Annotated in this window: 15 protein-coding genes; 5 read left to right on the top strand and 10 right to left on the bottom strand. The window is 58.3% G+C overall.

Going from position 1 to position 20,174, the window contains the following annotated elements; translation table 11 throughout:
- Positions 1-37: 37 nt before the first annotated feature.
- The 9 genes from NZ960_04400 to NZ960_04360 form a co-directional block, all read right to left on the bottom strand.
- A complete protein-coding gene (locus tag NZ960_04400) occupies positions 38-1,450 on the bottom strand; it encodes a hypothetical protein (protein MCS7176851.1) in 1,413 nt (470 codons plus the stop codon).
- 15 nt (positions 1,451-1,465) lie between these two features.
- Positions 1,466-3,133 carry a hypothetical protein gene (locus NZ960_04395; GenBank protein ID MCS7176850.1) on the bottom strand — a complete coding sequence of 556 codons (1,668 nt, stop codon included), beginning with the start codon at positions 3,131-3,133 and terminating at the stop codon, positions 1,466-1,468.
- Positions 3,134-3,167: 34 nt separating this feature from the next.
- Positions 3,168-5,360, bottom strand: a complete 2,193-nt coding sequence (locus NZ960_04390) for a hypothetical protein (protein ID MCS7176849.1) — start codon at positions 5,358-5,360, stop codon at positions 3,168-3,170.
- A 484-nt stretch (positions 5,361-5,844) separates the two neighbouring features.
- Positions 5,845-6,753 (bottom strand): polyamine aminopropyltransferase, encoded by a 909-nt coding sequence (gene speE / locus NZ960_04385; GenBank protein MCS7176848.1) that lies wholly within the window; start codon positions 6,751-6,753, stop codon positions 5,845-5,847.
- Between the two features lie 5 nt (positions 6,754-6,758).
- Positions 6,759-10,331, bottom strand: coding sequence for a vitamin B12-dependent ribonucleotide reductase (locus NZ960_04380; GenBank protein MCS7176847.1), 3,573 nt, complete (start codon positions 10,329-10,331; stop codon positions 6,759-6,761).
- A 158-nt stretch (positions 10,332-10,489) separates the two neighbouring features.
- Positions 10,490-10,798, bottom strand: a complete 309-nt coding sequence (locus tag NZ960_04375) for an MTH1187 family thiamine-binding protein (protein ID MCS7176846.1) — start codon at positions 10,796-10,798, stop codon at positions 10,490-10,492.
- A 66-nt stretch (positions 10,799-10,864) separates the two neighbouring features.
- On the bottom strand, positions 10,865-11,317 hold the full coding sequence (locus NZ960_04370) for a hypothetical protein (protein ID MCS7176845.1): 453 nt from the start codon (positions 11,315-11,317) through the stop codon (positions 10,865-10,867).
- Positions 11,318-11,319: 2 nt separating this feature from the next.
- Entirely contained in the window at positions 11,320-12,183 is an 864-nt protein-coding gene (locus NZ960_04365) for an alpha/beta hydrolase (protein MCS7176844.1), read from the bottom strand.
- Positions 12,184-12,195: 12 nt separating this feature from the next.
- Entirely contained in the window at positions 12,196-14,055 is a 1,860-nt protein-coding gene (locus NZ960_04360) for a M28 family peptidase (GenBank protein MCS7176843.1), read from the bottom strand.
- Between NZ960_04360 and NZ960_04355 the strand changes: the two genes are divergently transcribed.
- From NZ960_04355 to NZ960_04335, 5 genes are read left to right on the top strand one after another with little or no spacing between them, the layout of a single operon-like run.
- Entirely contained in the window at positions 13,962-15,539 is a 1,578-nt protein-coding gene (locus NZ960_04355) for a polysaccharide biosynthesis C-terminal domain-containing protein (protein MCS7176842.1), read from the top strand. The genes NZ960_04360 and NZ960_04355 overlap by 94 nt on opposite strands.
- Before the next feature lie 26 nt (positions 15,540-15,565).
- Complete coding sequence (locus NZ960_04350; GenBank protein MCS7176841.1) at positions 15,566-16,066, top strand: DoxX family membrane protein; 501 nt, start codon at positions 15,566-15,568, stop codon at positions 16,064-16,066.
- Positions 16,063-17,925, top strand: a complete 1,863-nt coding sequence (locus tag NZ960_04345) for a bifunctional homocysteine S-methyltransferase/methylenetetrahydrofolate reductase (protein MCS7176840.1) — start codon at positions 16,063-16,065, stop codon at positions 17,923-17,925. The genes NZ960_04350 and NZ960_04345 overlap by 4 nt, the downstream gene beginning before the upstream one ends.
- Positions 17,922-18,548 carry a hypothetical protein gene (locus NZ960_04340; protein ID MCS7176839.1) on the top strand — a complete coding sequence of 209 codons (627 nt, stop codon included), beginning with the start codon at positions 17,922-17,924 and terminating at the stop codon, positions 18,546-18,548. The genes NZ960_04345 and NZ960_04340 overlap by 4 nt, the downstream gene beginning before the upstream one ends.
- The gene (locus NZ960_04335) at positions 18,527-19,918 is read left to right on the top strand and encodes an FAD-dependent monooxygenase (protein MCS7176838.1); all 1,392 of its coding nucleotides are present in this window, start codon (positions 18,527-18,529) and stop codon (positions 19,916-19,918) included. The genes NZ960_04340 and NZ960_04335 overlap by 22 nt, the downstream gene beginning before the upstream one ends.
- Here the strand turns inward: NZ960_04335 and NZ960_04330 are convergent.
- Entirely contained in the window at positions 19,895-20,173 is a 279-nt protein-coding gene (locus NZ960_04330) for a hypothetical protein (GenBank protein ID MCS7176837.1), read from the bottom strand. The genes NZ960_04335 and NZ960_04330 overlap by 24 nt on opposite strands.
- Position 20,174: the final 1 nt, after the last annotated feature.

Genomic DNA, 20,174 nt, shown 5'->3' with positions numbered 1-20,174 from the left:
AGTAGAGAGACTGCCATGCCGTGGTGGGGGCAGCTCGTTACATTACGATCCGAAACAGGGGCGAGAGGACGAAGAAGTGACGCCTCTCGAATGGACGGAGCGGCCGCAGAGGGGCGGAGTACTTTCCTTCAACGTACAACCAGCGTCCGACAATGGGTACGTAAGCTCTCCCGAGCAGGATTTGGTTGGAGTACTGCAAGGCAATCCCGAACGGGAAGTTGCTCTGGTTGCGGTACTCCAACCGTGCGTAGAGCCAATCCCCGAGCTGTTGAGGTTTGTAGAGCCGGAGCCCTGTTACTCCATCGCGCACCAAAGAGATGCTCTGATCAGGATTGTACCGTAGAGCGGCTTCTTGGATTTCGGCGTAGCAAACACCCAACTCAATGCGGAAGAAGTGATCTGGGTGTCTCGAGGTTAGCCACCAGTTGTAGAAAACTGTCCATCGGCCGTAAGACCGGAGGAGTGGGACGACACTATCTGTCGCGATGTGCCAAGAGGGGTCGTCAGCCCGCAGCGGTTCACGGTTAGCCCCCACGGGGAGGATAGCGTAGGAGTTAAGATTGATGGTTTCTGTCGGGTCGATATCTCGCAGCGGAAGGCCGAGGTGTAGGCTGGTACCTGCGGCGGGATGGAAGGGGAGATAGAAATCGACTCCGGCAAGGAGCTGACCACCACCATCGGTATTGAGTTTTCGGGTAGGAATGAAGCCTCCAAGGAAGTTTGGGTCTAACCCTCCGGTGATGCGGTACCCGATACCAAGTTGGACATCCAGTAGATGAGGGATAGACTTCTGCGTTTGGAGGTCGGTGTTCCGAATGAGAGGACGCTGGAGTAGGACGTGGGCGATACCGGCAGACCAGAAGTGGTAGCCGATATGGTCTACGCCTAATGTCGCACGGAGCCAAAAGCCACTTCGGCCGAGCTTTAGGCTCTGTTCAAAGGCAGAGATAGCGATGGCATGTGCTGCTGCTGGAGGCATAGTAAAGTTGATGATCGCCTCTGCTTGCGCTGGGGTTGGGGGAACAGTAGGCGGAATATCTTCATAGCAGTATCGGCGCTGTGGATCGGCTAAGAATGAGCCTAAGCTCCGCATATTGGCCTCGATTTCCGAGGAGACCATCTTTGCGGCTCCGCACTCTATGACTAGGATCTCAAACTCCTCGTTGCCACTGCGGAGAGTAGGAGCAGCAGTGATGATGATCCGCTGCATGTCCAGCTGTTCCTCGGGGTATCCCAGCAGCAGGAAAGTTTGATGGATCTGAATCATCAAGTTCGGCTCGCAGATCCGCCACCGTGGGAAATAGCGGAGGATATTGGGGTCAATTGTCTTCAGGGCCGCAAGTGCAGTGTCGTAGTTCGGTGCTGGACTAGAGGCAGCGGGCGTGGTGGACTGTTGTGCTATTGCTACTGAAGCGACGAGTCCGGAAGCGAGCAAGAGTAGTCGATACATAGTCGCTAGGTCAGCTCAGAAGTTCAACACGACACGTGCAGAAGGGAAGAAGAGGACTCGCTCTTCCCAAAGCCGAGGATCGCGCAGGAGGCATGTGAAGACACGCCCGTCAAAGCGCAGCGACAGGCCTCGGGTAACGGGGATTTGCAGCCACAAGGTACCAAGGAGTGTCCCGTCGAAGTAATTGAGAGCAAAGCCATACGGAGTCTGGATTCCGGTGGAAAGGAAATCAACCCCGCCGCTGATACCGCCAATCGTCTCGTTGCTTGCCCTTCGGAAGCGGCGGATAATCTCCCGATCTTCTGTTGTGTCCTCGCGCTCCACCCAAGTCTCTGCCCCATAGACAGTTCCCCCTAGCCGGAAGCGGAAGAAGTAATTTTTGTCTACGGCAATCGCAAAGGAATACTGGAGCTGAACATGGTAGCGGATCAAGAAGTCCGAGGTTCTCTGGAGCTCGGGATTCCAAATAGGCCGACCTGATGCTTTGGCATCCCCGAAGACATACGAGGCAGAGGCGTGGAAGACTCCGCCATCGTAGAGGAGCTTGATTGGGAAATCCACCGTTCCATAGAGGCCCCAACCGGCGTGAGTCAAGCGAGGTTTAGGGCCGATCTTAGAGGAGAGCTCACCCCATCCCTTCATTGGTAGGATGACCCCTAGTCGAGCACTGCTCCAAAGGGCATTGAGAGTTACTCGTTGGGACCATACTGACGGGTAGTTAAGCTCTTCTAATCCGTGTCGAAACTCGACTCCTAAGTGGGGCAGATGGAGATTGTAGATCCGGACGGTATCCTCAGTACTTTCGGCTGTTCCCACCTCTTCAGCTCGGACAGCGTAGTACCGGTAGCGGAGGAGGTCAGGAAAGCTCATAGTCAGTTCATTAGGATGGCTGTAAGCTGAGGGCTGGCCTTCTGAGATTCGCAGGTAGGTTTGGATATCGTCTTCCGGAACAGGCTCGGCATTACCAAACGTCGGGGGAGCAAACTGGGTTGTTTCGTCACCGATACCCTGAGCTTCTAGGGTGACATTTTCTACGGCGCCCTGGATAATGGCATTGGCTAGGTAGTCGTACAGTGTCGGTGATGGTGATGTAGGAGGTGCAGCGATCCGACGCAGGTCGGAGAACAGTAGAATATCGGCGTCCTGGATGCTTCGGAGATCGCGGGCGATAGTGCGTGAGCGATCACGGGTCTTGATGAGAGCAATAATGCTGAAAGGTTCCCCTGGGCGGAAGCGGGTGGTGACGACGAAAGCACTCTTGAAGGCATTACAGTTGTTCTGCATCACTTGAACGGCATACTTGACGGCCTCAATCGTCTCTGCACGGTTTACTATGCCTGGGGGAACTCCATCTTCTTCACGTAGCTTCCGTAAGACCTCTTGGACTTCAGCCGCACACCCCTCTAGCATCACTCGGTCTTGAATTTGCTGGTAGAGGGAGGGATTCGTAGACTGGAGATTAGCTACAACTTGGGGAGCCTTCGGCATTGGGTTGAGCAGCTCCTGGACGTCGGAAAAGACCTGTCCCTCTAAGCGGAAGAGGGAAATGGTGCTGTAGCGGTAGTTTTTAAACTTGCGCAGGATGGCCCGAAGTTCAGCATCCTGCGCATAGGTCCCCACTCCCCAGGAGAGGAAGAGATAAAAGCTAGTTGCTACAAGCAGTTTCTGGGCTATTCGTTGCATCGCTATCAGCACTCGTATTCTGACATGTGATCAATCAATACGCGATCGGGATATTCGGGATAGCTACGCGTCCTTCACGGGATTCAGCTCCATTGATGGGGTTCCGGACCTTTGCGGTGACCAGGAGCGAGACTGTCCCATCTACTCGGCCTCGGCGTAGGGGAAGTGGACCGTCCAAACGGATCCGTACCTCATAAGTATTGGCCCCCACGCGGTTAATCGTGGCCGAAGGCTTGTAATTAGGGATGTCGGCCCGCGTAATCTGGACCCGAACGTCTCGGATATCCTCCGGAGTTGCCAGCCGCTGGATGTCTACGAAAGGTGGCAGGATTGTGATGCCGGTAACGAGGAGCTCCGGATTGCGTGGGTCAATCGTAGGGTCAATCTTCAGGTCGCTAACTGAGAAGCGTGGAGCTCGCTGCTGTGGAGTCCCACTCCCTTCGTAGAGGGTTACGACTTCGCCAGTATATGGATTTTGCCACGTGACCCGCACGTTGACTGTCGTTGCAACTGCAGGAATGTCTCGTTCAGCCTGCAATCCTGGAGCGGCAGGTTGCTGGTCAGCTCCGAGTTGAATGCTCGTGCGGAACTGGGCTGCTGGGATCTTCCCACCTGAGCTAGGATCAGCAGTGACCTGAAAAGTGTAGCCATAGAAGAGGTTGTTCTGGAGGGCAGCGTCTATGTCCTGGGCATTGTTGAGGCGGCTTGGAAAGACAACCAAGCGAGCTTCTGAAGTCGTTTGCTTCCCTGCTATGTTCGTGTGGGTAATCCGGATGGTGTACTCTCCGCTTGCTATTGGCTCGTTGATTTGGAGCTCAAACTTATGGTTCGTTCCACCCCCAGCGGTAGGACCTCCTGCGACCAACTCAGGTCCCAGGTCTACGAGTCGGAAGGAGAGGGGCGGTTGGATCGTAACTGTCGGTGGTCTACCTCCGGGGTTTATGGGGCCTGCTGTAAAGGGAATAACGGTGCGCTGGGCTTTGTCGAACGAGTAGAACTCCTCCTGAGTCAAGAAGACCTTGGGATCTGCTGGTGGTGGAACGGCAGGCTTGATGACACGGATATCGATCGCAATGCTGGACCGATTCTGTTCGAAGCCGGCGGATTGCCCTGGGGCGAGCAGCCGTGCAATGTACCCATAGAGCTCCAACTTGTTGGCGATTTCAGGGGCTTTCTCTGGAAACTCGCGGCGTACGTACTCTATCGAGGCCGCAAGGCCATTGAGGAATCCTTCAGCATCTATGCGTCCGCTGATGAGGTCATCGGCTAACGGCGGATTATAAGCATCTAGCTCATACTCCAACTCGCGTTTGACGAGCTGTAGGTCTTTGACTTTGATCTGTACTGTGCCAATGTTGACGGTCTCCTCGCCGCCAAGCTCCAGCGGCTGCTCGGCCTGGATACCGAGGATACGGTTCGTCCGGGAGGCGAAGCGGAGTTTGTACCAACCAGGTTGCGCGGGTGGTTGGAACCGAACAGCAAAGACACGCTTCTTGATACGTCCACCGTTCTGCTGGGCGCGCTCCAGCGTTCGCTTGTGGTCGTACCAGTAGATACTGTCTTTGGCAACCGCATCTGGTGGAGCAAAGCGCCGGATATCCCCGATGGCGATGGTGTAAGCTTTGTAGATAGGCGTTTGATAGTCGCGCATAGCGGATAGGTCTAGCTCCAGGCGTCTCATCACGAGTAGCCGCCATGGAGAACCTTCCACCTCTGGACCAATCGGCTGACCTTCCACGAAGGTCTCCCAGCGGAGGCGACGAAGGGTATCATCGGGAGGGAATGAGGGTGGCTGTTGGGGATTAGGACTAGGATGGTAGAAGATTTGGTAGTCGAGCTCCTGGACATTTGCTAAGCGCATCAGAGTTTCCAGTCGCTTCTTCGCCTCCGCTGGCTCCATGCCTTCGGTTGCTCCCATGCCACTGATGTCGGTGACCCCGACCTCAACCTCGTAGTAGCGGTCCTGGCGAATCTGTGGACCTCCTGCTGCCTGGAGATAACTTTCGGCAATCGTAATCTCGTCCTTTGGACGTGTGCTGATGCCTTCCGTCCCTGTCCCGACCTGGAGCTGTGACAGGATGCTCTGTACAATTCTCATGGACTCCTTCTGCTTCTTCAGCAGGTGCTCCTCAGCTTCATCCCGCTCCACGATGATGAGGAGTAGCTCCAGGACTACGGCTAAGTAGAGCACGAAGTAGACTTTGCCGGCACCACCACCACGCGCCATGAGAGCTCCTTAGAACGGTCCAACCGTGTTACTGTGGGGCTTCCTCGCTGGAGGAAGGGCCTTCTTCCGTTGTAGATCGGGTGCTGCAGCAGCCATCCTGGGCCTGAGTTGCTTCGTCGTCATGGCAGGAATCAAACTTTGCTGCCGTTTTTGCTGCAGATGAACTTTTGCGACAACATCCCTCTTTGTCCGCTGTCCCTTGCTCTCGGTCAGCAACCGTTGTTGGCACTGCAGCCCGTTCTGGCGTCGCTTCTTGCTGCTCGACTTGTTTTGTGGCTTTTGCTCGACAGCAGGAAGCTTTGGCCTGTTGGGCGCAGCCGTCGTGAGCAACGAGGTGAGAGACGCTCAGGCATAACAGGAAAGCTGTCATAGCTCCAAGACTCAGGGTGCGCATCCGTAGCTCATTCGGTGTGAGACAGCGCAGTCGCACTTACTGTAGACAGACAACCCACAAATATATGCAGTACTCCACTTGCCACAGGGCTTAAGCATGCCATATAAAGGCTGATCGATCGGTAATGCGTTGTCCCCGATGACGGAGGGCATCCTGTAGGTAAACTGGTAGGGCAAATAGTGCTGAGTGGAGCTCGGGACAGTAGTACTGCGTCTTGAGCCCCCGTTCAGCATAGCGTTCTCGTATTTCCTCAGTGGAAAGTGCAGCAGGATCATCACGTTTGCTTGCCAACACGAATGCCCAGGGGAGCTGGAAGGAGTAGATGAAAGCCCAGAAGACCCGTACATACGGGAAGACTTCTCGAAGGGTTCGGGAGAGGCTAGTAACGAACTCGGGATATACCGGGTCGGCACTCCCTGCCTGGGCCACGAAGAGCCCGTTGTCAGTGAGCCGCTGAGCTAGGCACTCGTAGAACTCTACGGTGAACAGCATCACTGAAGGACCTCCTTCTATCGGCTCGGTCAGGTCGGAGATGATGATGTCGTAGAGCTCGGTTGTCCCTTCCACAAAGGCCCTGGCATCCCCGAAGACGAGCTGAGAGCGCGGGTCGCGGAAGCAGTTCTGATGCCATTCCGGCAAGTAGCGTTCACAGAGCTCTACGAGTTCGCGGTCAATGTCAACCATTGTGGCAAGCTGTACTGAGGGATGGCGGAGCACTTCTCGCAGGGTCGCTCCTTCCCCGCCTCCCATGATGAGGACCCGTCGTGGTTCAGGGTGTGCGAGAAGCGCGGGATGGACGAGGACCTCGTGGTAGATGAATTCGTCGATCTGGGCCGACTGGATGCGCCCATCCAAGAAGAGTGCTTTTCCCAGGGCGGGAGCACGCACGATGTCGACGCGCTGGTAGGCGGTGGTTCCGGAATACAGGACTTCCGTGACCCGATAGTGGAACTCCAAATCTTGGGTGTGGTGATCGACAATCCAAATTCCGCTCCTCATCGCAATTACGAGCAGCCGCTGGTTGTGCCACAGTCTTCGCAGACGGAGCAGCTCCCGCTCTGCCGCATCCGCATCGAGCCGCAGACAGGGCATACCTCGCCCGTGTAGCCTCGGGCTTTTGCTTCCGCAACGCGGCGGGCATAGGCACCGTTAATCCCAATCCCGTTAGCAGTGACGAGTTCTGGTTCCTCCGCGGCCGAGGAGTTTTCCCACTCGATGATTCGAGTTACTTGTGGGGATGCCCCGGACGGAGATGGGTTTGGTAGGGGTGACCCGCTTGACCCACTGCTGGGATGTGCAGGAGGAGTTGCTGTTGGCGATGCGGATTTTTCCCCGGCCGATGTAGTGGGATGGGAAGTGTCGGGCGGGACTTCGTCAACGGCTTTGACGTGGACGAAGTCAGTGCGCCCCAGGTAGTCGTAGGCCAGAGAGCGGAAGACGTAGTCGAGTACGGAGGTGGCGTACTTGATCGCTTCGTGACCCTCAACAGGACCAGACGGCTCAAAGCGGGTGAAGGTAAAGGTATCCACCAGCTCTTCCAACGGAATGCCGTACTGGAGTGCCTTCGAAGCTAAAACAGCGAAGCAGTTGAGCAAGCCCTTGAAGGATGCCCCCTCCTTGTACATGTCGATGAAGATCTCTCCGAGGGTGCCGTCTTCGTACTCGCCAGTGCGTAAGTAAACCTTGTGTCCGCCGACGTAGGCTTCGCGAACGAAGCCATGGCGCTTCTTGGGAAGCCGACGCCGTTGGGGACGCTGGTAGACAATCCGTTCTACGATGCGTTCCTGCACCTCTTTCGGACCCTTCGTCTCGTCAAGGGTCTCCTCGTCGCCGAGCATGACGATCTCATCCTCCAGCCCTTCTGCGATACCTGTGCTGAGGGGCTGCGAGAGCTTAGAACCGTCTCGATAGAGCGCGATAGCCTTCAGCCCCATCCGCCAGGACTGGAGATAGACCTCAGCGATGTCGGCAACACTTGCCTCCATTGGCATATTCACAGTCTTGGAAATTCCGCCGGAGATGAACGGCTGGACAGCAGCCATCATGCGTACGTGGGCCAGGTAGTCGATGTAGCGTGTGCCTCGCTTTCCGCACTTGTTTGCGCAGTCAAATACCGGGAGATGCTCGGGGCGTAAATGCGGAGCCCCTTCTACAGTCATCGTGCCGCAGACATACTCATTTGCAGCTTCAATCTCTTCTGGCGTAAAGCCGAGAGCCTGTAGTAGGTCGAATGTCGGCGACTCTAACTGTTCGCGGCTGAAGCCCAATCGCAGGCAGAACTCTTCTCCGAGGGTCCACTTCGTGAAGGCAAAGCGAATGTCGAACACATTCGGTAGGAGGGATTCTACGAGCGCTATTTCCTTGTCCGTGAAGCCCTTCTGCCGAAGGCGCTCATGAGTAATCGTGGGGCAGCCCACGAGCGACCCATGACCGATGCAGTATGCCACGATGTCTCGGATCTGGTCTTCGCTGTAGCCTAGTCTGCGAAGCGCTTTCGGGACAGCTTGGTTGACGATCTTCAGGTAGCCTCCGCCAGCAAGTTTCTTGAACTTGACGAGGGCAAAGTCGGGCTCGATGCCTGTTGTGTCACAGTCCATGAGTAGCCCGATAGTCCCCGTGGGAGCAATGACCGTCACCTGAGCATTGCGGTAACCGTAGAGTTCTCCGAGTGCAAGCGCTCGATCCCACGCTTCCCGGGCAGCATGGAGCAAGTAGTCGGGACAGTACTTGGGGTCGATTCCCATAGGGATGATGCTGAGGCCCTCATACTCGTGAGGTGGGGCATTGTACGCTGCTCGGCGGTGATTGCGAATAACACGGAGCATCGCGTCGCGGTTGACGGCGAATCCAGGGAATGGCCCCAGCTCACGAGCCATCTCAGCGGAGGTGGCATAAGCCTCTCCGGTCATTATCGCGGTAATTGCACCAGCTATAGCGAAGGCTTGGGGAGAATCGTAGGGGATACCGCTGACCATCAAGAGTGCTCCAAGGTTAGCATAGCCCAGCCCCAAGGTGCGGAACTCGTAGCTCTTCCGGGCGATCTCCTTGGAGGGATACTGGGCCATGAGCACCGAAATCTCTAGGACGATCGTCCAGAGGCGGACGGCATGGCGAAAGTCCTCAACGCGGAAGAGTCCTGTCTCTTCATCGTAGAACTTCAGCAGGTTGAGGCTCGCCAGGTTACAGGCCGTGTCGTCTAGGAAGAGGTACTCCGAGCACGGGTTGGAGGCGTTGATGCGGCCGGAGTTGGGGCAGGTATGCCATTCGTTGATGGTCGTGTCGAACTGCAGCCCCGGATCGGCGCACTTCCATGCTGCGAGGGCGATTGCATTCCACAGGTCACGGGCTCGTACGGTCCGGCAGACGCGTCCGTCGGTGCGCCAACGCAAGTCCCACGTGCCATCCTGGAGGACAGCCTGCATGAACTCGTTGGGAACACGCACGGAGTTGTTGGAGTTCTGGCCGCTGACAGTTAGGTAAGCCTCGCCCTCGTAGTCCAGGGTGAAGACGGGAAAGTCAAGGCGAGTGTAGCCTTGCTCAACGAGGGAGAGCGTTCGTAGGATGTATGCGCGGGGGACTCCGCGGTGGAGTGCTCGGCGGATGAGGGTCTGCAAGCGTGGGTTGCTCCGCCAATCCGTACCGCGGGCTACGGCTTCATCCATAATGGCTTGGAGGAACGTGGAGCAGATCCGCGAACCGGTAACGAGCGAGGCGACCTTCTCCTCTTCACGAGCTTTCCACAGGATGAACTCTTCGATGTCAGGATGGTCAATGTCGACGATCACCATCTTGGCTGCACGGCGGGTGGTACCACCCGACTTGATAGCCCCCGCTGCCCGGTCGAAGATCTTCAAGAAGCTCATTAGCCCTGAGGAGACACCCCCGCCGGAGAGTGGTTCACCAGCCGCCCGCAGGGGGGAGAAGTTGGTACCAGTGCCAGAGCCGTACTTGAAGACCCGAGCCTCACGCGTTAGGAGGTCGAAGATCCCCCCTTCGTTGACTAAATCGTCTTGGATGGACTGAATGAAGCAAGCGTGGGCCTGTGGGTGGGTATAAGCATCCTTGGAGCGCTGGAGGCGGCCGGTAGCAGGGTCGACGTACCAGTGCCCTTGTCCCCGACCTGTGATGCCGTAGGCGTAGGCGAGCCCTGTATTGAACCACTGTGGGGAATTGGGTGCCGCCATCTGGGCAAGCAGCATGTAGGCGATCTCGTCGTAGAAGGCCTGAGCATCTTCAGGTGTATCGAAGTAGCCATACTGCTCGCCCCACCATCGCCAACAGCCGGCGAGTCGGTGGACTACCTGCTTGATGGAGCGCTCGGGGCCTAAGATTGGCTTACCCTCGCTGTCCAGGAGTGGATTGCCATGCTCGTCGTACTGCGGCACTCCCGTCTTACGGAAGTACTTCTGGGCTAAGATGTCTGTAGCCACCTGAGACCAATGGATGGGAACTTCCACATTGTGCATCTCGAACACGACGGTACCATCAGGGTTGCGCAGAACAGAGGAACGGCGTTCGTAGCTGAAGTAGTCGTAGGGGGACCGCCCAGCCTCTGTAAAGCGTCGGGGGATCTTCATAGGGAGTAGGTGGGGGCTATGGGACAAACCTCAAGAGGGGATTCTCACCACCGACGAGGACAGTGAGCAGAGAGTTGGGGGCAAAATTACAACAACCGACCACCCTTTAGCCAGAGGACCTGTGGGGCATCTCTCGAACTACGGAACTGGATGTGGACTTACACTGAAGGTTGAAGGCGTCGTTCGACGGAACGAACCGCTGCTTCCAGCGAAGGCTCGCGGTCAGCTCGCATCTCTACCTTGAGCCATAGGGTGATGCGCTGCACACCTTCCTGCTGGAGCCGCTCAAAGCATCGACGAAGAGCACCAGCGAGGACTTCCCAGTCCCCTTCGACGTTCGTGCCGTGTGCGTGGAGGTGGCACTGGAGTCCAGCCTCCTGAAGGGTACGGACACATACAGCAATGTAGTGGGAGAGCGACAGCCCTGTCCCAATCGGCGTAACGCTAACCATGCCAGTGACCTTCATGGGGAGAACCCGATCTTGTGAGACGGCGGCCTTCTTGCCGGAATCGACGGTCGGTCGTAGAATGCCCTACTCTGCCAGCTGCGGGAAAATACGAATGGCGGGACGATTCCACGGGATTCGCTCTAATCCTGTGACAACCCAAAAACTACTGTGACGCCGCAAGGTGAAGCGGAGGGTTTGCCAGTAGTCAAGCTCCATCTCGACGCGGACTAGCGCTGGCGAGAGGCTATCGGTACGGATGCCCGTGATTGGTAGACGGGCAATCTGACTAGAAAGCCGTTCCAGCTCGGGGACAAGCTCGTAGCGTTCTTCAGCTAGTAGTGGTCTGCCGTCAGCAAGGGTGAAGAGCAAGAGTGCGTCAGAGGTCCGCCCGCTGTCTATAGCTGCTTTGAAGGGGAGAGCCGTTCCAAGTGGAGTAGACTGTGGTGGAAGCGAATATGGACCTTGGACTGCCTCAGGGCGTGTGCTCCGACAAGCCCCTACGAGGAGGCACAGCCATAGAAGAACCGAGCCTGTCATAGTCAGAGACCAAAGAAAGCCACCGTGACCGCTGTGGCTTCGACGACAGCAGGAGAGGGTTGGCGCATGGGATGGTCCACGCCTAGCGTATGACCCGTATGAGGCAGCACATGGAGCTGAATCATGTCGGGTGGAGCAGCCGCTGCAAGCTCTTGTACAGAGCGCAGCGGTACGGTGATATCGTGCATTCCGTGAACAATCAGTGTAGGGCAGCGTAGCGAAGCCATTGCCCGGAAGAGATCGTATCGTTCCTTGTTGGCTTCCAGGTCATCCAGGTACTGCACGTTCATCAGGAGGATTTGGCTGGTGCGGGTATGGGAGATTTCCAGCGTTCCTCGTTGCCGCCAGCGCTTCTTCTGGCGTTCGGTGTAGTGGTGGAAGGTAGTGACGGGGGACCAGAGTGCTAACCGCTGAACCGAGAGCTGAGGATGTTCTCGGAGTACAATGAGGGCAACTCCAGCTCCGCGAGAGTAGCCAAGGAGAAACAGCTGCTTGTTCCAGCGCTTCCACCACGATGGGGGGGCCTCTACCGTCCGTTTCAGAAGCGCTGTCAGTACGGTGACGGTGTCATCGATCTCCTGGCGGATGGTGTTGCGTGCGAAGAGCTCAGGGCGCTCGACGCGGTCCGACCCTTCGATGTAACCGCTGAGGGAGAAATTGAACGTTACCACGCAGGCTCCTCGTTGTGCAAGTTCTGTAGCCACGTATGGGAAGAAGCCCCAATCCTTGAACCCGGTGAAGCCATGGAGCATGACGACCATTGGGCCATTCCCACGGGTCGGGAGCCAACGGAGGTCTCCTAAGATGTGCTCGCCAGAGGTAGAGGTCAGCCGGAAGCGCTCGGTCACAATCGTCGCAATGGACATACCAGCGGTGCCTTATGGCTGCTGGAAGCGAACCGTCGCTTTCCGGGGGATGCCATCACGGAGGAACTCTACCGTCGCCGTGTCCCCGGGGGTGAAATCCTGGAGTGCCTGCATGAGGTCATAGATAGTGCGGATCCGGGTACTTCCCAGCGCCGTCAGGATGTCTCCCGATCGAAGTCCAGCCCGTTCGGCTGGGCTCCCTTCGCTGACACCGTTAAGGCGGAGACCTTCGGGATGGTCACTGTAGTCTGGGATGATACCAAGGCGAACCCGTAGCCGCCCTGGGGCACGTAGATCCGCTGGGGCCTGCGTCCGTTGGAAATCAGGGCGTTGAGGGAGAGCGGTGACTGCGCGGATGAGGGCTTCAGCGGCATCAGCAAGTGTTGCCATGCCACTGTAGTTGAGCTTGCCCCAGGTGTCGCTAGGGCGATGGTAGTCGCTGTGGAGGCCAGTGAAGAAGAAGAGGACCGGTAGACCGCGGGCGTGGAAGGTCGTATGGTCGCTTGGGCCGAAGCCGCTTTCAGCCGTTGATATTCGAAGGCCAAATAGGGGCACTATGGAGTCCAGCAGAGGACGCCACACCGAAGAGCTTCCTACGCCGTGTACAATGAGGGTGCTGTCTCGTAGACGGCCTACCATGTCGAAGTTGAACATTGCGATCGCACTGTCCAAAGGGAGCAAGGGACGACGTGCGTAGGAGCTGGAGCCGAGGAGTCCACGCTCTTCCGCGTTGAAGGTAATCAACAGCACGGACCGGGGTGGTGGGGCTTGAGCTAAGCGGGAGGCGAGCTCAAGGAGGAGTGCGACTCCAGAGGCATTGTCATCGGCACCCGGGTGGATTGCCGGTTGCTGAGAGGTTGACAGAGAGCCAGAACCACCCCAGCCTAGGTGGTCGAAGTGAGCACCCAGGATGATGTATTCGTGGGCTCGTTGGGGATCGCTCCCGCGGATGTAGCCGATGACATTCGGCACTTCTGCCTGTGATGTCTCCAGCTCTACCGTGATGTGGGCCTCCACCAGTGGGAGTTCGAAGCTGTAGGGCTTAAGCGTGCGCAGAATCTCCAGCTCACGAGTGTACAGTGAGCGGTCTCGCGGAAAGAGCTTGGCGGCTTCGACGCGTTGGGCGTGGATGACAGGGATGCTTGCCTGGGGCGTCATCGCCTCGGGAGAGAGCGGGAGCAAGACGTTGGAAGAATCGCCCTGCGGGTCAACGATGATCACGGCTGCTGCACCCTTGCTCTCTGCGGTGGAGACCTTGTAACGCAGCGAAGCGTAGCGGGGGTCTACAGAGTGCTTTTCCTCCTGGAGCTTTTCACGCACGAGCTTGGAGCGCAGCCGCTCATCCCATGGAGTCCCGCGGAGGATGAGCACAACTTTTCCCTGAACATCGAGGCCTTCGTAGTCATCATAGCCTCGCTCTGGGGCGGAGATGCCGAAGCCGGCAAAGACCAGGGTCCCACGGGCGGTACCGTTGGCACTGAAACTCAGGGGCACGAAGTCCTTGCCGGGTGTCCACCGCACCTTGTAAGAGCGCCACATATCGCGGGGGAGATCGAGACGCTCTACGGTGATAGTGAATTCCGCTCGTGTTCCAGCCCCGATGCGCAGGTCTACAACGAGCGAGAAGGGATGCTCGTACCGGCCTGCCACTGGTGAAACTCCAGCCTGCCGGAAGTGTTCGGCAATGTATGCGGCAGCACGGTAGTTGCCGGGACTACCTGGCGCACGCCCCTCTAACTCAGGCGATGCCAGGAAGCGGACGTGTTCTCGAAGTCGGAGTGCTGTCGGCGAAAGGCTCTCAGTGGCTTGGGACAGGCCCCACGTCGAAAAGTACAGCAACAACAGCAGCGCTGAAAATCGGTAGCTTTGCATCTAGGTCCGTAGGCTCGCAGAGTCGCGCAAAAATAGGACTTTCTGAGGCCATTTGGGAAGCAGCGGGACTGCGTTCAGGTAGAGACGTCCTACGGCGACTAGCCTGGGACGTTGTCGCGTATGGTATCACGACGGTTCTGGTCCGGCTCCTCACCTTCTTGTTGACCCCGGTCTACACCCACGCACTCCAGCCGGCGGAACTGGGGGAGGTCAGCTACGTCTACGCTGGGCTTGCATTCACGATGGTGTTTCTGACCTTGGGATGGGAGTCGGCGTACATGCGCTTTGCTGTTGAGGCAGCGGACTGGGAACGCTGCCGCATCTTCACGCTCGCCTGGTCAATGGTGGCCTTCAATAGCCTACTTGCTGGGACCCTGCTCTGGTGGGGAGCTCCAAATGTTGCCGAGTGGCTAGAATTGCGCTACCTTGGGGCGGATGGGATTCGGTTAGCAGCGTTGATTGCCGTCTGCGATGCGGTGGCTGCCGTGCCTTTTGCAGAGCTGCGTCTACGGCGGCAGTTAGGCCTCTTTGCTGCACTCCGGCTCGGGAATATTGTCCTGATGGTGGCAGCGACGGTCTACTTCCTCTTCGTCCTGCACTGGGGTGCGCTTGGTGTCTTAGGTGCGGGGGCGCTTGCCTCTGCGGCGACAGCGGTAGCGATGAGCCCGTTGGTCGTGCGCCAGTTCCAGTGGGAATGGTGTGGGGAGCTTGTGCGGCAGATGCTTCGGTATGGGTTGCCGACGGTTCCGGCGGCTCTAGCTGGAATTGCCCTCCATGTGCTAGATCGTCCGTTGCTGATGGTGCTGATGGATGCTGCTGCTGTTGGGCTGTACCAGGCGAACTACCGGTTGGCACTACCGATGCTGCTGATGGTCTCGGTGTTTGAGTACGCTTGGCGACCGTTCTTCCTGGAGCAAGCCGAGGCAGCGGATGCGCCGAGACTCTTTGCTCGGGTCTTTTGGCACTGGAATGTAGCGGCTGCGTTCGTGTACATGGTGTTGGTCCTGTGGATGCCTGTCATGGTGCGGATACCGCTCTGGGGGAGCCCGTTGATCCATCCGACGTACTGGGAGGGGTTGGGCGTTGTGCCGATTGTGGCAGCTGGCTACGTTGCGTTGGGCATTTACACTATCGCGGCATCGGCGATCCACATTCAGAAGCAGACGGAGCATCTCTCGCTGGCGATGGGGTTAGCGGTGCTGACGAATGTTGGACTCATCTGGCTCCTGGTGCCTCGTTTGGGCTACGTTGGGGCAGCGTGGGCGACGGCGGCGGCCTTTGCGTTGGCGGCAGGTGTTATGCTCGCCGTCGGGCAGCGCTTGCGTCCGGTTCCGTATCCGTGGGGTTCGGTAGGGGTGGCGTGGGCTATAGTCCTTGCAGCCGTGGCTGTGGGGAGTGGCGATCTGGCCGCTCGGGGGTTGGGGACCTTCCTCGGCGGACTGCTCTTAGCCGGTTGGTGGCGGTGGCGGAGTCGGTGGGTTTAGGGGTTTGCTGTAATTTCGGTGCTGCAATGCTACAGCGAGCTCGGATTCCCATGGTGACGCGTCTGCTTCCTGGGTTGATACGGCTGCGAGAGCTTGTGGGGTTTGCCTTGAGGGTCGTGGTGGGAATGGTCTTCCTGGTTGCCGCCTCGGATAAGCTCGCAAACCCCGAACTCTTTGCACGCACGATTGCTAACTACCGGTTGCTGCCAATCGAGCTGGTCAATCTACCGGCGATCGTACTGCCGTGGTTGGAGCTATTTGTGGGGCTAATGCTTGTGGCAGGGATACGGGTTCGGGCGGCGGCGCTTGTCAGTGCCGTTCTATTGGGAATCTTCACGGTGGCTTTGGTCTCGGCTTTGGTGCGAGGTCTGGACATCCATTGCGGCTGCTTCTCTCAGACTGCAGCGGAGCGGATCGGGTGGGGGCGGGTGGTGGAAGATATCGCGTTGTTGGCTGCATCACTGTGGCTGATCGTCTGGACGCCGCGTCGGTGGAGCATAGAGCGGTACTTGCGGCGGTCGCTATGAAGCTGCCCTTCTCAGAGCGGCTACGGCAGGGTGTTCTCGTCTGCGACGGCTCTTTGGAAGCAGAGCTATGGCGGCGGGGGTTGACGGAGTTCCCGCCAGAGCTTTACGTGCTGCGACAGCCAGTCATTGTGGAGGAGATCCACCGGGCCTTCGTGGAAGCTGGAGCAGAGCTAGTGCAGACAAACACACTGCGGGCCAATCGGCTTGCTCTGGAACGGTATGGACTCGCAGAGAAGGTCTACGAGCTCAACCGAACGGGCATATGGTTAGCCCGATGTGCTGCACTCAACCGTGCGTACACTGCTGGCGTTGTTGGACCGACAGGGAGGTTTTTGGCTCCGCTAGGGAATTTATCGCCCGAAGAGGCGCGGCAGGTGTTCGTGGAACAGATCGTCGCGTTGGTGGATGGAGGTGCAGAGCTGCTATTGCTCAAGGGATTCATCGAGCTGCGGGAGCTACTGCTGGCCATCGAGGCAGCGCGGTTGGTTAGTCCTCACTTGCCGATCGTAGCACTGAAGGCCTTCCCGGAGGATGGCGCCGTGCTGATGGGTTCTTTTCCCAGGAAGGTTGCCGTCGAGCTTAGCCAGCAGCCTGTTGCGGCGATCGGTGCTGCGGGGACAGTAGGTCCCCAGCGGATGGTTGGAATCGCCCGCTCTCTCATCAGCGGGGCGAGTCTACCAGTTGCGGCGCTGCCCGATGTGAGCGTACCTCGGATTGTCGGCGAGCGGCGGTTCTACGATCCCGATCCCGACTACATCGCCCGTAAGGTGCAGGAACTCATCGCGCTTGGGGTGCGCATCGTGGGAGTCGATGGAGGTGCAACAGTGGAGTGTGTTCGGGCAGTAGCACGCGCAGCCGCACAGGCTCCGCCATCAACGGTGCCGGAGATTGCTGAGGCTCCGCAGGAGATGCCTTCCCCTGTGAGCCAGGAGAAGCCTCTGCCAACGCGCTTCCAGCAGGCACTAGGGAAGCGGTTCGTTGTCACCGTGGAGCTTGATATCCCCCGCGGGCTGGAAATGGCATCGGTGGTCGAGGGTGCTCGCTTTCTGCGCCGACACGGCATTGATGCCGTCAACATCTCCGACGGAGCTCGGGCACGGCTCCGGATGAGCCCGATTGCTTTGGCCTACTTGGTGCAGACCCAGGCAGGAATAGAGTGTATCACGCACATCGCTTGCCGTGATCGCAACATCGTAGCGCTCCAAGCGGAGCTTCTTGGAGCCCACGCGTTGGGCGTGCGCAATATCCTTGCTGTAACCGGCGATCCGCCGCACATTGGCGATTACCCAAACGCGACAGCAGTGTTCGACGTTGACTCCATCGGGCTCATCCGCATCCTCGCAGCGCTCAACGAGGGGGTGGATGCCATGGGAAACCCGCTAGGCCAGGCGGCAAATTTCTGCATCGCCTGTGCCTGTAATCCGGTGGCCGAGCAGTGGGAGGAGGAGATAGAGCGGCTGGAGCGCAAAGTTGCCCAGGGGGCCCAAGTGGTCTTCACACAGCCAGTGTTTGACGTGGAGCTCTGGGAGCTCTTCCGGAGCCGTATTGCGCATTTGCCGGTGCGGGTCCTTGTAGGCGTGCTGCCGCTGCGGAGCTTGCGCCATGCTGAGTTCCTGCACTACGAAGTGCCTGGAATCAGCATTCCGCAGTGGGTCCGGCAGCGGATGGCACGGGCTACGACCCCGGAGGCAGCCATGCGCGAGGGCATAGCCTTGGCAGTGGAATTCCTCCGGGCAGTGCGGCATACGGTTGACGGGGTCTACCTCATGCCCCCATTTCGGCGGTACGACGTCGCAGTAGAAGTCCTGCGCCAAGCAGGGCTGTTGCCGGTGCTAGAACAGCAGGCAGTCGGCATATGAAGGCGGTGGCTGCTCTCATCCTTGCTGCAAGTCTCGGAGGCTGCGGGCTAGCCGTCTCGCTCTTGCTTGACAACCTGCCGACTCCTGAGGGGTTCCGTGCAGAACAGCAGGGAGTCCTACTGCCTGTGGATGTCGCCGTATGGGGAACTGAGCCGAGGTGGTGGTATGCGGAGGATGGTGGGCTGCAAGTTGCTCCAGGTGGTGGAATTGGGGTACGTGTGCCTGGGCTAACAATGTTCCGAGCAACACTACACGTCTCTTCTACCCGCGGCTACCGTCTCCTCCTACGGAGTACGCCGACAGAGCAGAAGCGGGGACGTACCGCTCCCGTAGTGCTAACGGTAGATTCGATGGGAACCTGTACCCTTCGAACGCCGACGGTTTGGGACACGCTGGAGTTACCCGCTGGTAGGCATCGGTGGGAGCTCGTGCAGTTAGAGCGTGGCTACTGGATACGCTTCGAGTGCCTGCCCCAGCGATGGATTCCGGTCGAAGGGGCACTGACGGAATGGGTTCTCATAGAGCCGTTGCCTGGTTCTACGGTCTGGCTGCATGGACTTGCTCTGCAGGAAGTCATTCCTTTGCTCGGCGTAAAGGAGGAATGGCACAGCGGCGTTCGGTGATCGTTGTTGGAGCTGGGTTGGTTGGGTCATTGTGGGCTCGCCTCTTGGCGCAGCGTGGGCACCGCGTGACGCTTGTGGAGCGCCGTCCGGACATGCGGCGGACGAATATCTCCGGTGGGCGTTCCATCAACCTGGCCGTCTCCGAGCGAGGATGGCGTGGATTACGGTTGGCGGGCTTAGAAGAGCGAGTCCGACCCTTCGCGCTTCCAATGGAGGGGCGGATGATCCATGACCTCGATGGCCAGCAGCGATTCCAACCCTACGGCAAGCCAGGACAGGCCATCTACTCGTTCCACCGCCGTCGGCTCAACGAGTTGCTCTTGACGTCCGTAGAGGAACTGCCAGGGACTACGCTCCTCTTCGAACACCGCTGTGTTGATGTCGACCTCGACACCCCCGCAGTAGTCGTGGAGACTCCTTCGGGAGAAGTGCAGCGATTGGAAGCAGAGGTCGTTTTTGGTGTTGACGGAGCATACTCCGCTGTTCGTGCTCGCTTGCAGCGTCTGGAGGGCTTTTCGTACTGCCAGGAGTACTTGGACTACGGGTACAAGGAGCTTACCATTCCGCCGACACCTTTAGGCCAGTGGGCCCTGGAACCACGGGCACTCCACATCTGGCCCCGCCATTCCTTCATGCTCATCGCGCTCCCCAACCCCGACTGCAGCTTTACCTGCACGCTCTTCTTTCCTCTCGAAGGAGAACTCTCGTTCGCTGCTCTGCGCACTGAGGCCGATGTGCTGAACTTCTTCCGTAGCCAATTCCCAGACGTTGTGCCACTTATGCCAGCCCTGACAGAGGAGTTCTTCACCAATCCTACGGGCAGCCTGCTGACTATCCGCTGCTTTCCGTGGAGCTACAGCGGGAAGGTACTCCTCTTAGGGGATGCGGCCCATGCTATCGTACCGTTCTACGGCCAGGGAATGAACGCTGGCTTTGAAGACTGCGTGCTCTTACTGGACTTCCTCCGGCGCTATGATTCGGACTGGGCAGCGGCCTTTCGAGCCTTTGAGCGCTTCCGCAAACCCCATGCGGATGCCATTGCGCAGCTAGCTTTGGAGAACTTCGTGGAGATGCGCGACAAAGTTGCCGATCCACGTTTTCTACTGCGGAAACGCCTAGAGCAGTACCTTGCCGACCGGTATCCCGACCGTTTCGTGCCGCTCTACACGATGGTAACCTTTAGCCACATGCCTTACGCGGAAGCGCTACAGCGGGGGCGCCTACAGGACCGCATCTTGGATGCGCTTATGGAGCGAACAAACTCCGAGGAGGACTGGCACGATCCTGCGTTCCAGCAGCTTATGGACCAGCTCATAGCGGAGCTGGAGCCGTGTGACGAGAGGCTGCTATTGGGAGCGCTGGCGGAGTGAGTCAGCCAGCATTCGCTGCGAGCGGGCGAGGGCAGAATCGAAGATGCGGCGGATGAGCTCGGGGTCCTGGGCAAACCGGAGGAAGGCTTCCCGGAACTCTTGCTCGCTTGAGTAGCCGTGCTGCCGCAAGAGCTCCTGGACCTGCCGGTTACTCTGAGCAGTGTCCGGATAGAGCTCACGGGCGACGAGAATCTCTGCATACGTCTGAGTGAAGCGTTCGGCCTCTGGACTCCACTCGCTCTGGCAGCTACTCACG

This window comes from Candidatus Kapaibacterium sp. (genome assembly GCA_025059875.1).
GTDB lineage: Bacteria > Bacteroidota > Ignavibacteria > Kapaibacteriales > HRBIN21 > HRBIN21.
This window is presented reverse-complemented; position numbering and strand designations above follow the sequence as displayed.

What these genes read in the sequence shown, in the direction of transcription:
- speE (MCS7176848.1), bottom strand. Translation starts at nt 6,753, where the DNA reads ATGAGGAGCGGAATTTGGATTGTCGATCACCACACCCAAGATTTGGAG.
- NZ960_04400 (MCS7176851.1), bottom strand. Translation starts at nt 1,450, where the DNA reads ATGTATCGACTACTCTTGCTCGCTTCCGGACTCGTCGCTTCAGTAGCA.
- NZ960_04390 (MCS7176849.1), bottom strand. Translation starts at nt 5,360, where the DNA reads ATGGCGCGTGGTGGTGGTGCCGGCAAAGTCTACTTCGTGCTCTACTTA.
- NZ960_04360 (MCS7176843.1), bottom strand. Translation starts at nt 14,055, where the DNA reads ATGCAAAGCTACCGATTTTCAGCGCTGCTGTTGTTGCTGTACTTTTCG.
- NZ960_04350 (MCS7176841.1), top strand. Translation starts at nt 15,566, where the DNA reads ATGCTACAGCGAGCTCGGATTCCCATGGTGACGCGTCTGCTTCCTGGG.
- NZ960_04365 (MCS7176844.1), bottom strand. Translation starts at nt 12,183, where the DNA reads ATGTCCATTGCGACGATTGTGACCGAGCGCTTCCGGCTGACCTCTACC.
- NZ960_04335 (MCS7176838.1), top strand. Translation starts at nt 18,527, where the DNA reads ATGGCACAGCGGCGTTCGGTGATCGTTGTTGGAGCTGGGTTGGTTGGG.
- NZ960_04340 (MCS7176839.1), top strand. Translation starts at nt 17,922, where the DNA reads ATGAAGGCGGTGGCTGCTCTCATCCTTGCTGCAAGTCTCGGAGGCTGC.
- NZ960_04375 (MCS7176846.1), bottom strand. Translation starts at nt 10,798, where the DNA reads ATGAAGGTCACTGGCATGGTTAGCGTTACGCCGATTGGGACAGGGCTG.
- NZ960_04370 (MCS7176845.1), bottom strand. Translation starts at nt 11,317, where the DNA reads ATGACAGGCTCGGTTCTTCTATGGCTGTGCCTCCTCGTAGGGGCTTGT.
- NZ960_04345 (MCS7176840.1), top strand. Translation starts at nt 16,063, where the DNA reads ATGAAGCTGCCCTTCTCAGAGCGGCTACGGCAGGGTGTTCTCGTCTGC.
- NZ960_04395 (MCS7176850.1), bottom strand. Translation starts at nt 3,133, where the DNA reads ATGCAACGAATAGCCCAGAAACTGCTTGTAGCAACTAGCTTTTATCTC.
- NZ960_04380 (MCS7176847.1), bottom strand. Translation starts at nt 10,331, where the DNA reads ATGAAGATCCCCCGACGCTTTACAGAGGCTGGGCGGTCCCCCTACGAC.